Source organism: Lutimonas saemankumensis (genome assembly GCF_020171465.1).
Taxonomy (GTDB): Bacteria; Bacteroidota; Bacteroidia; order Flavobacteriales; family Flavobacteriaceae; genus Lutimonas; species Lutimonas saemankumensis.
Window position 1 is genome coordinate 121,432 of record NZ_JAIUZR010000006.1, and the last position, 11,606, is coordinate 133,037.

Here is an 11,606-nt window from a genome sequence, read left to right on the forward strand (position 1 = left end):
GTTTTTTTTCTCAAATCGTTTTATCCGGAAACCATCGGTATAATTTCAAAATTAATTTGATGAAGTAATCATTATGTTCCTTAAATTCGGAGGAAATTAGACATTAAATACGCTTACTATGAACCCTATTCGTCTTCATCTCATATTTTTTTTAGGCTTTTTCACTTTAATCTCCTGCTCAGACAAGCAAAAAATACAGGAAGAGAGACCGAATATTTTATTCATAATGTCTGACGACCATGCCTATCAGGCCATTAGCGCTTATGGAAGTAATCTGATTCAAACCCCGAATATTGACAGAATTGCAAATGAAGGCCTGTTATTTACAAATGCCTGTGTGAGTAATTCGATTTGTGCCCCGTCTCGAGCAACAATTTTAACCGGAAAACATACGCATCTTAATGGTAAAATCGATAACAGGATGCCATTTGATACCACTCAGGTTACCTTCCCGCAACTTTTTCAGAAAGCAGGTTATCAGACCGCAATGTTTGGTAAATTACACTTTGGGAACAATCCGAAGGGAGTGGATGAATTTATGATATTACCCGGGCAGGGGAATTACATAAATCCAAGGTTCCTGAAGTCAGATGGCGATACCATAATCACGGGTTACGTTACGGATATCATAACAGATCTGACTCTGAATTGGCTCGACAAGAAGAGGGACAAGGAGAAGCCTTTTATGATGATGTATTTGCATAAGGCCCCCCACAGGCCCTGGTGGCCAAGTCCTGAGAAGTTCAGGGAATTCAGTAAAAAGAAATTTCCGGAGCCATCAACCTTATTTGATGATTATTCCAACAGGGGTACTGCGGCTAAAACGGCGGAAATGAATTTGTACAGCCATATGATGTATGGTCATGACAGCAAAATACGTCCTGAAACGCTCAAAGAAATGGGCCCTGTATTGCCTGAGGTCAAGGAGTTTGCAAATGGTTTTTATGGTCCTTATAACAGGGCCAATGACGCACAGAAGAAATTGTATGATCCGATTCTTGATTCCATTAATGAGGAATTTAAGAAGAACTGGCCGGGAATGTCTGTTACGGAAAAAATGCAATGGAAATACCAACGATACATGCAGGATTATCTTGGTACGATTTCTTCAGTGGATGATAATGTGGGAAGGGTCCTTGACTATCTGGAGGAGTCTGGCCTGACGGAGAATACAATAGTGATATATACCTCGGATCAGGGTTTTTATTTAGGAGAACACGGCTGGTTTGATAAACGTTTTATTTATGATGAATCTTTTAAAACCCCTTTACTTATCCGGTGGCCCAACAAGATAAAACCGGGTACGACGAATGAAGAAATGGTTCAAAATCTTGATTTTGCTCAGACTTTTCTGGATGCAGCAGGTATTGAGGCACCTTTAGATATGCAGGGTGAAAGTTTAATGCCGCTCCTGAAAGGTCAAGATTCGTTATGGACGAGAGAAGCTGTTTATTATCACTATTATGAATATCCCGCTGTGCATATGGTAAAAAGGCATTATGGTATCGTGACCAAAGAATTTAAACTGGTTCATTTTTATCATGATGTGGACGAATGGGAATTGTATGACCGCTTAAAAGACCCGCAGGAATTGAAAAATGTCTATAATGACCCTGACTATCAGGAGGTGGTCACTGAATTACATAAAAAATTAATCGACCTTAGAATAAAATACAAGGATTCTGTAGAACTGGATCAAAAATATATTGATATGTATAACTAAGACCTTGATCCCCAGTCCAGTTGTTTATTTACTAAAAATAAATAGTTCAATAAGCGTTTCAAGCTCGTCGATATTCGATCGGTCTTTTCCTGAATACACAGGATGCAAAACTGACCATCCAAAGAATAAATACATATATCCTTTGGACTTTAGTATTGCCGTTTCTTCATCCATTCCAAGAGCCCGAAGATTGTCTTTTATAAACTTAAGCCTTAATTTTTCGACTTCATCAACCAATTTTGACAGTTTATCATCCGTTAAAGCCAATTCTTTGAATTGTATTGAAGCAAAATCCCGATCCATTCCTGAATAGGCTTTTCTCAACAGTTCTTTTAGTCTTTTTCTAGGATTCTCTATTCGTCTTAACTCTTCGATGTAATCTACGGTGTAAAACTTCTCCCAATATTGGGCCAGTCTGTAAAGAAATTCTTTTTTAGATCCGAAATGGTGATAAAAACTGGTTTTCGCCTTTCCTACACGTTTACTTAGAATATCTATATTCATATTATTATTACCTCCCTCCGCCAATAGCCGAAGTCCGTCTCTTAACCATGGAAGTTCTGAGTTTTTGAATCGCATAAATTCATTTTTTTTTTGCGAATAAAATTGTGCTTTTGAGTACACAAACCTTAAAACCTTATAAGATGAAATCAAAGATAATTTTCTTTTTTGTCATTGCAATTTTGATTCCATTGAGTTCCATTTCTCAAGTTAATGACGCTCCTTATGAGTATTATAAGAAAAGAAACCAAGATAAATGGAAGCAGCAAGATAATGAAGTAGACAAGAAACTGGCTGATCTTGAAAAAAGATTCGGTAAAAAGCCAAATATTATCTACATACTTACAGATGATATTGGATGGGGTGAACTTGGCTGGCAGGGAGGAGGAAAGCACAGGGGTACACCAACTCCTACTTTGGATAAAATGGCATTTAGCGGAATGCGATTTTGGTCAGCCTATGCGGAACCATCCTGTACACCCACTCGAATAGCAATTAACACCGGAAGGCATCCGATAAGAACAGGATTGCTCAGTGTGCTCTGGCCAGGACAAAAGGAAGGACTGAGCCCTAACGAGGTGACCACTGCTGAACTGTTATCAGATGCGGGTTATCACACGGCTATGTGGGGAAAATGGCACATGGGGGATGAGCCCAAACACGCTCCGGAAAATCAAGGTTATGATTATGCGTACTATGGCCTTTTTAATGGTGCTCCGGATGCCTGGCAGGATTCGAAGGATTTATATGATTCGCCGATGCCGGTAAATGCATCTTTTCATGATTTTCCAGGATATGATGAATATGAAGCCCGCACCGGAATAGACCTAAGTGTGGCAGGTTATATTGGAGAAAAGGGTAAGGGAAGGGAGCCCATTGAAGGAATTGCCGGAAAACTTGGGTTCAACAGGCAGGAGGCTTTTGAAAATGAGGCTAACCGTCAAATGATCAGTTTTATCAAAGAAAAAAATAAGACGGACCAGCCCTTCTACATTTATTGGGCGAGCTATGCGCTGCAGATAACAGGGTCAAAAGAACATCAGAATGATCCTGGAGTTGATAAAAGAAATGCCCAGGCTTCGATGATGGTTCTGCACAACAAGCATGTGGAGAATGTTCTAAAAACCTTAGAGGAGGAAGGCATTGAAGAGAATACTCTCGTCATCTGGATAAGTGATAACGGGCCCATGTATGCATTTTATCCTACCTCAGGATACACTTTGCTGAGAGGAGCAAAAGGAGACGTACTTGAAGGTGGAGTAAGGGTTCCTGCCATGGCTTATTGGCCGGGTATGATAGAGCCTAATCAGGATCCGAATGACATTCTTCATGTGACTGATCTTTTTACAACGGCATGCAGGGTGGCAGGTATAAAGGATAAGATACCAACCGACAGGATAACGGATGGAATAGACCAGACGGCTTTATTGTTACTTGGTGAGGGTAACGGACGAAGAAATTATATAACGCATTACAGTGGTTCCCAGCTGGGTGCTATCCGTTATGAGGATTTTAAAGTACATATTAAAGAGTCACACGGAGGATTACCGGGAATGGATTTTTATAATGTTAAGAGGGATCCGGGTGAAAAATACGGTAAACTTTACCCTGGATTATTCGCGGTAACCCCGATTCAAATGTTTATGAAAAGTCATATGGAGTTGATTCAGAAATATCCTCACCGGGATCCTAAAGAGTCGCATTAAATAATTGGATGATCATTTATTGATCCTAATTATTGAAACAGGTCTCAAATGGCAATGGCTGTTTGAGACCTGTTTCTTTTTGAAAGAAGGTCAATTCTTCAGGTTCTAATGTTATTTTTATGTTAAATAGGGTTCTTTCCATTTATCTCACTGTAACCCGGGGTTAAGTTCTTCGTCTATTTTTAAAAGGGCCACTTCAAATCTCGATTTGTTTGAGGTGTTAATTGGAGCGAATCGCTCGTCTTTTAAAAATTTAAGTTTAACCTGTATAACAAGAAATTGTTTCATACGATCCCCCAATTGTGAAACGATGAAAGCCAATGTAAAATTATCCATAAAGCTGTTTCTGTTAATGTTTTTAATGGTAACAACGTCAGTTTACCCGCAAGTTCATAGTGATTTTAATAAAAGTAAAACCATTCTGAATCAAGTAATTGTTGAGGGTAGTCCTCAGCAAGTCTGGAAGGTACTGAAGGCTTATGGAACGGTCAGTAATTTTAACGCCACCATTGATGAATCCTATATGCTTGATCAAAGTACGGGTGAAGCCAAACTTGGAGCAGAAAGAGAAATTCATATCCCGAACGGAATCAATAATATAATTAACAAAGAGAGAATTGTAGCGTATGTTGATGGTGTTTATTATACCTACGATGTTTACGAAACGGAGAACTTCCCAACCAAACAGATGGAAGTCACGTATGGGGTTCGACGCAACGGATCGGGACAAACTGTTTTGTTTAGCCGAATGGAATATGAGATGAATAATTACCTCAATACCAGAATGTTCAAAGGCAAACTAAAAAAATCAAATTTTGACAGCCTGTTGTCTTTTAAAAATTATATTGAGACCGGTGAGATGAATACGGACCTGAAGGAACTCCGAAAGCGATATAGTGAAACAGAATCAGAGGATGAGGATACAGCTGATTTTGCGATAAGAGTAGAACCTACCGATTAAAAAAACAAGATTTTAAAATGAACAAAACTCCAATGAAATTGGAGTTTTGTCATTTCTTATAGGAGTGAGATTTAGTAAAAACTAACCAAAGTCATAGTTGAGATCTAATATGATGAGTACTTTTGAAAAGTATTGATAAGGTAATCTCATGAGGTCTGTGATTCATTTTTGCGCGTTGTTACTATTACTTTTCCTGACTTTTTCAGGTCGGGCACAAGAAGGTCGATACGAAGTTCAGACGGATGTAAATCAACAATTTATCTGGCATGTCAAAGCCTTGCACCCTGATGGTTATACATTAGATGTTAAGGCATTTGATGAGGATGGAAATATCTATGACGTAAAAGCTCTCGAAGATTCCAATCAGAAGTATATCATGGAAATAAAGGCATTTGTAAGGGATGAGCAATTACCGGTCAAGGTTTTGGTAAGTGAGGAACAATTTAAACCGGTTGTTGCCATAGACACTAAAGGGCAAGTGTATCCTATCAAGGCCATTACAAAAGATGGTTCCACTCTGGAGGTTCGGGGGGTTCGTAAATCAGGACATATCGTTCATATAAAGGCAGTTGCCGGTAAAGAGACCTTTTTTGGAGTAAAAGCTATTTCTCAAAAAGGGAAACTCAACGATATAAAAGGCATTAAAATGTATGACAAAAGATTGGAATTAAACCTGAACGGGATTGAAGTTCATGCTCATGTGGTTGCATTGCCACAGATCCAGTAAATACGATTGTTGAGAATAAAGATGGAACAATTCAAAGAAAAAAAACGATTCTGGAACAAGGTTTACAAGGAGAAACCACTTGAGCACTCGGGCTGGTATCAAAGGGTTCCAAATGATTCATTGGATTTGATAATTCCGACCCGGATAGATAAGTCCGCCAGGATTATCGACATCGGAGGAGGTGACAGTTTGCTTGCCGATCACTTACTTCTTCATGGTTTTGAAAATATAACTGTTCTCGATATATCTTCAAGGGCGATAGAAAGGGCAAGAAAAAGACTCGGTCCTCTAAGTGAGAAAATTACATGGATATGTACTGATATCAGGGAGTTTCATCCCAGTGAAACCTATTCAGTATGGCATGATCGGGCATGCTTACATTTTTTAACGGATGATGAAGATATTAAAATATATAAGAAGGTTGCAAGTTCAGCATTGAGCTTTGGAGGAAATTTGATTCTCGGAACCTTTTCAAAGACGGGGCCGTTAAAGTGCAGTGGCCTTCCTGTCAGACAATACGATGCACAAGACCTGAATGAATTGTTTTCAAGCGATTTTGAAAGCTGTAAAGATTATGAAACTATTCATACTACCCCGACAGGTATGATTCAGAATTATGTATTTTGTACTTTTAAGAAAATAACCATCTAAATATAGATCCAATGAGAATTACTTTTTTAATTATTTGTTTTATTCTGACTTTATCATGTGAAAATAAAAAGAAAGAATACATCCCTGTTAAAAATGAAATCGCCCAGAATGAGGTGATTGTTAAGGAAATACAACAAACGAGTGGATATACGTATGTATTGGTAACCGAATCTGGCAAGGAGTTTTGGCTGGCCGTATCAAAAACAGATGTTGAGGTGGGAGAGAAGCTGTATTTTACCCAGGCCATGAAAATGAGTGATTTTGAAAGCAAGGAACTGAACAGGGTTTTTGAGAGCATATATTTCGTTGATCAGATCAGTAAGGAACCCATTGATGCCGAATCAAAAAAAGCTGAAGCAATTTCAAAACGAAAAAATGAAATTAAGCGTATGCTGGACAGTATTAAGATCAGTCCGGCAGAAGGAGGTCAAAGTATTGGCCATCTGTACGCTAATTCAAAGGATTTCAACAAGAAAAAAGTACGTGTCAGGGGTCAGGTGGTTAAGATAAACAGGGATATTATGGACCGAAACTGGGTGCATCTGATGGATGGAACCGCAGGTGATTCGCGTTCTGACCTGACATTTACCACACAGGAAAATGTACAGGTGGGGGACACAGTTGTTTTTGAGGGTATATTGGCAATTGACAGAGAGTTTGGAGCAGGATATGTTTACCCGCTCATCGTAGAGGAAGCGGTTTTAAGATAAGCTTATCAAAGCGTTTAAGTCGTTGCATTTTTTCATATTTTTAGAGTAGAATTGATAAAAGCAACTACAATGACCCAACTAAATCTACGAACCATGAAACGACTGAGCACACTCATTCTACTATTTTTTTGTTCTCTTATGCCGAATCAAAAATTAAATTCTCAAGCCGACCCAACAGGAATTTTTTTCAGTAATACGGATATTGGTGCCGTCAAACATCAGGGAAATGTTTCCTATCTAAGTGATGATCAAGAATATTTGATCGAGGGATCAGGGAAAAACATGTGGTTTGATGACGATCAGTTTCATTATTTGTGGAAGAGTATACAAGGTGATTTCATTCTAAGGGCTCAGATAAAATTTGTTGGTTCAGGTGTAGATCCACATAGAAAAATTGGCTGGATGGCCCGAAACAGTTTCAGACCTGATTCCGAACATGTCAGTGCCGCAGTGCATGGGGACGGCCTGGTGTCTTTACAATTCAGGGATTCACTTGGAGGTGATACAAACGAGTTACCGTCTAAAGATACTGCTCCTGATATCATTGAACTCGAAAGGCGAGGCAGTACATTTATTATGGGGACGGCTAAATTAGGTCAGCCTCTGAATAAAATAGTTTATGAGAATTCAAAGTTAAAGAATGAAGTATTTATAGGATTATTTGTTTGCTCTCACAACCCGGACGTTGTGGAAAAAGCCATATTTAGAAATGTCAGGATCATCAAACCCTTTGATGAATCGGGTGAACGCTACCAGGATTATTTAGGAAGTCATATGGAAGTGCTGGACGTGGAAACACTGCATCGTAAAATACTTTTTTCCTCTGCACACTCCATCCAGGCTCCAAACTGGACACCTGACGGTAAAGCACTGATTTACAATTCCAATGGCTATTTACACAGATACGATCTGAAAAGCGGGAAAACATCTACCATCAATACAGGTTTTGCCGTAAGAAACAATAATGATCATGTACTGTCATTTGACGGCAAGCAACTGGCCATAAGTCACCATGATGATCAGGATAACGGAGATTCAGCAATATATACGCTACCTGTCGAGGGTTCTTCACAACCTGTACGGGTTACAAAAAAAGGGCTTGGGCCTTCTTATTTGCATGGCTGGTCGGTAGATGCCAGGGAATTGGTTTTTACGGGAAGTAGAAATGATCAGTATGATATTTATAGTGTGGATATAGCTACTGGTAAAGAAACTCAGCTTACGAATACTGAAGGATTGGATGATGGACCGGAATATGACCCTTCCGGAAAATTTATTTACTTTAATTCAAACAGGTCCGGGACCATGCAGTTGTATCGAATGAAGCCTGATGGAAGTGAAGTGGAGCAACTAACCTTTGATGAACTGAATGACTGGTTTCCACATATTTCTCCGGATGGAAAGAAAATTCTGTTTCTGTCTTTTGGAACCGATGTTGAGTCTGGGGACCATCCTTTTTATAAGCATGTTTACTTGAGAATGATGTCTGTGGATGGTGGTGATCCAAAAATACTGAGTTATGTTTATGGTGGACAGGGTACTATCAATGTGCCAAGTTGGTCCCCGGATAGCAAGAAGGTTGCGTTTGTCAGCAATTCCAACTAAAAGTCAAATTCATAAGAATCGTACCATGAAAGAGGAGAAAATAATTTTTTACGTTTTATCCATTTTGTTTTGGACCATGACCATTTCAGCTCAAAATGGTAAAGTTTATGATAATTTAAGTTTACAGAGCAAGATTTTGGACAGCGAACGCAAATTTGCCATTTATTTACCACCTGATTATGAAGTCTCAGAACGAAGCTATCCGGTATTGTATCTGTTACACGGTGCGGGAGACGATCAAACGGGATGGGTGCAGTTTGGCGAGGTATTGCATATCACGGATAAGGCTATCAAAGAGGGCAAGGCTACCCCTATGATCATTGTAATGCCGGATGCGAATACGGGTCAAAGGGGTTATTTCAATAATATTGACGGAAAATGGAACTATGAAGATTTCTTCTTTGAGGAACTGATGCCTTATGTTGAAAAAAACTTCCGTATCAAAAAAGAGAAACGGTATCGAGCCATCTCAGGCCTTTCCATGGGAGGTGGGGGAACATTTATGTACGCCTTGCATCATCCTGAGCTGTTTTCTTCGGCAGCTCCCTTGAGCGCCTATGTGGGGCCTTTGACCATGGAGGATTTTAAGGAGCGTTTTAAAGACTCGGATAAGGAGGCCTATGAAGAAGACCAACTCCAAAATTATTTTGAGCATCATAATGCGGTATCACTTGTCAATAACATGGATGTCAAAGAAACAGCTTCTGTTCGCTGGTATATTGATTGCGGGGATGACGATTTCCTGTTTGAAGGAAATAGCCTGGTACACATTGCTATGAAGAAAAAGGAGATCCCCCATGAGTACAGAGTGCGTGACGGTGCCCATAACTGGACGTACTGGCGAGAATCCCTTCCGGAAGTTCTTGAGTTTGTTTCACAGGCCTTCCACCAGTATTAATCCTGAAAAAAGGAGATTTGGCATCTCAGATTCGTGGTGAAATATACACGAATTATAATCCCAATATGCTGAATTTTAGCAGTAAAAGAGTTAAATTTATACGAATTAATTCTGAGTTCAATTCTATGAAATTATTACGGATATTCATATTGATAATCGTTCTTGTGGCAGCAGGATCAACTCTTTACGCTCAAGGTACATTATCAGCAAAAGAAATTATAGAAAAGGCGGATGAAAAAATAAGAGGGAAAACAAACAATTCTGTTCTGGAAATGCAGATCATCAGACCCACCTGGCAAAGAGATATATCGATGAAATCCTGGTCCAATGGCCTGGATTATTCCATGACTTACATTACATCTCCTGCACGGGATAAAGGTCAGGTTTTTATGAAACGAAAAACAGAAATGTGGAATTGGATGCCATCAATAGGAAGAATGGTGAAAATTCCGGCTTCCATGATGTCACAGGGATGGATGGGGTCTGATTACACCAACGATGATATTTTAAAAGAAAGCTCTATAGTAGTAGATTACAACCACAGCCTGGTTGGGGAGGAAGAAGTGGAAGGACTGAACTGTTATAAAATTGAAATGAAACCCAAGGAGGAAGCAGCAGTCATCTGGGGTAAAGTTTATAAATGGATCACCAAAGATGAGTTCATCCAAATTAAATCAGAATATTTTGATGAGGAGGACGAACTGGTAAAAAGTGATTTTGGCTATGATTTTAAAAAGATGGATGGACGATTGATTCCTACCCGTATTGAAATTGTGCCCACTGGAGAGGAAGGTAAAAAGACAGTTTTATTTTTAAAAGAAGTGAAGTTTGACATTCCGATAGAAGAATCCTTTTTTTCACAGCAGAATATGAAACGAATCCGTTAATATTAAATTGTAATGAAAACCATTGTTAAAATAGCCTGGAGAAATATCTGGAGAAACAAAAGAAGAACACTGATCACGGTGGCCTCAATTATGTTTGCCTTGTTTTTTGCCATTATTATGCGAGGTTTTCAAAAGGGGTCTTATGCCAAAATGAAGGAAAATGCGGTAGAATCCTATTCAGGATATCTTCAAATACAAAACAAAGACTACTGGGATGATAAAAATATAAACAATACCATGGACTTTGATGCTGAACTTATTGAAGAATTCAGAAAGGACAGCAGGGTTCGAGTGGTTTTTCCAAGACTGGAGTCGTTTGCCCTTGCATCTTCGGGAGAGTCTACCAAAGGTATTGCTGTCATGGGTATTGACCCCGAGCGAGAAGATCAGATGACCCGGGTTAAATCGTATTTGCAGGAAGGAGAATTTATCGGGCAAGATGACAGGAGTATCCTGGTGGCGGAAGGTTTGGCAAAATTCCTGGGTATTAAGGTGAATGATACCCTGATATTATTTTCTTCCGGTTATCATGGCGCAACTGCTGCGGGGCTTTATCCTGTCAAAGGGATACTAAAACTGCCTACGCCTGAAATGAACCGCAGTACAGCCTATTTACCACTGCTGGAGGCCCAGAATCTTTTTTCGGCCTATGATCGTTATACTTCTTTGATCTTTGACCTCCATGATATGGACCAGGTTAAGGAAGTAGAGTCCATGGTGGGATCAAAAATCGATAAGGACCGATACCGTGTCATGGGATGGGAGGCCATGAATAAGGAACTCTTGCAGATGATCGAGACAGACAATGCGGGTGGGGTCATTATGATTGCCATCCTGTATATGGTCATTGCCTTTGGAATTTTTGGAACGGTATTGATGATGACCAACGAAAGAATAAGAGAATTTTCAGTGATGATATCAGTGGGCATGCAAAGAATCAAACTGGCAACAGTAGTGGTGGTAGAACTTTTCTTTTTGACTGCCCTTGCTGTTTTGGCGGGAATCATAATCAGTTTGCCGGTCATGTTTTATTTCTATTATAACCCCATTGAATTTTCAGGCGATGCGGTTGAAGTGATGCAGGATTTTAACTTTGAGCCTGTAATGCCTATGAGTATAGAGCCGAATATCTTTATTTTTCAGGGTATTGCTATAAGTATTTTGAGTTTAATTGCGATGTCATATCCTACGATTAAAATATTAAAGTTGGATGTGGTCAACGGTTTAAGATCTTAAG

General features: G+C 39.4%; 12 protein-coding genes. 10 read left to right on the forward strand and 2 right to left on the reverse strand.

Features of this window, described 5'->3' with window-relative positions; translation table 11 throughout:
- Positions 1–118: 118 nt before the first annotated feature.
- On the forward strand, positions 119–1,723 hold the full coding sequence (locus tag LCM02_RS14820; RefSeq protein WP_224931733.1) for a sulfatase family protein: 1,605 nt from the start codon (positions 119–121) through the stop codon (positions 1,721–1,723).
- A gap of 24 nt (positions 1,724–1,747) precedes the next feature.
- Here LCM02_RS14820 and LCM02_RS14825 read toward each other — a convergent pair whose 3' ends face one another.
- On the reverse strand, positions 1,748–2,302 hold the full coding sequence (locus tag LCM02_RS14825; RefSeq protein ID WP_224931735.1) for a TetR/AcrR family transcriptional regulator: 555 nt from the start codon (positions 2,300–2,302) through the stop codon (positions 1,748–1,750).
- A gap of 65 nt (positions 2,303–2,367) precedes the next feature.
- On the opposite strand from LCM02_RS14825, the gene LCM02_RS14830 reads away from it, so the two are divergent.
- Positions 2,368–3,930: a sulfatase-like hydrolase/transferase gene (locus LCM02_RS14830; protein ID WP_224931737.1), complete on the forward strand. Its 1,563-nt coding sequence runs from the start codon at positions 2,368–2,370 to the stop codon at positions 3,928–3,930.
- Between the two features lie 147 nt (positions 3,931–4,077).
- On the opposite strand, the gene LCM02_RS14835 is transcribed toward LCM02_RS14830, so the two are convergent.
- Positions 4,078–4,218 carry a hypothetical protein gene (locus tag LCM02_RS14835; protein ID WP_224931739.1) on the reverse strand — a complete coding sequence of 47 codons (141 nt, stop codon included), beginning with the start codon at positions 4,216–4,218 and terminating at the stop codon, positions 4,078–4,080.
- 22 nt (positions 4,219–4,240) lie between these two features.
- Here LCM02_RS14835 and LCM02_RS14840 point away from each other — a divergent pair, with 22 nt between their 5' ends.
- From LCM02_RS14840 to LCM02_RS14875, 8 genes are all read left to right on the forward strand, one after another.
- The gene (locus LCM02_RS14840; RefSeq protein ID WP_224931741.1) at positions 4,241–4,891 is read left to right on the forward strand and encodes an SRPBCC family protein; all 651 of its coding nucleotides are present in this window, start codon (positions 4,241–4,243) and stop codon (positions 4,889–4,891) included.
- Positions 4,892–5,066: 175 nt separating this feature from the next.
- Complete coding sequence (locus tag LCM02_RS14845) at positions 5,067–5,618, forward strand: DUF7486 family protein (RefSeq protein WP_224931743.1); 552 nt, start codon at positions 5,067–5,069, stop codon at positions 5,616–5,618.
- 21 nt (positions 5,619–5,639) lie between these two features.
- Entirely contained in the window at positions 5,640–6,269 is a 630-nt protein-coding gene (locus LCM02_RS14850) for a class I SAM-dependent methyltransferase (RefSeq protein WP_224931746.1), read from the forward strand.
- A gap of 11 nt (positions 6,270–6,280) precedes the next feature.
- Positions 6,281–6,979: a GW dipeptide domain-containing protein gene (locus LCM02_RS14855; RefSeq protein WP_224931756.1), complete on the forward strand. Its 699-nt coding sequence runs from the start codon at positions 6,281–6,283 to the stop codon at positions 6,977–6,979.
- 93 nt (positions 6,980–7,072) lie between these two features.
- Positions 7,073–8,584: a TolB family protein gene (locus LCM02_RS14860; RefSeq protein ID WP_224931758.1), complete on the forward strand. Its 1,512-nt coding sequence runs from the start codon at positions 7,073–7,075 to the stop codon at positions 8,582–8,584.
- A 25-nt stretch (positions 8,585–8,609) separates the two neighbouring features.
- Positions 8,610–9,482 (forward strand): alpha/beta hydrolase, encoded by an 873-nt coding sequence (locus LCM02_RS14865; protein WP_224931760.1) that lies wholly within the window; start codon positions 8,610–8,612, stop codon positions 9,480–9,482.
- A gap of 125 nt (positions 9,483–9,607) precedes the next feature.
- Positions 9,608–10,369 carry an outer membrane lipoprotein-sorting protein gene (locus tag LCM02_RS14870; protein WP_224931763.1) on the forward strand — a complete coding sequence of 254 codons (762 nt, stop codon included), beginning with the start codon at positions 9,608–9,610 and terminating at the stop codon, positions 10,367–10,369.
- 12 nt (positions 10,370–10,381) lie between these two features.
- Positions 10,382–11,605, forward strand: coding sequence for an ABC transporter permease (locus LCM02_RS14875; RefSeq protein WP_224931765.1), 1,224 nt, complete (start codon positions 10,382–10,384; stop codon positions 11,603–11,605).
- Position 11,606 lies beyond the last annotated feature (1 nt).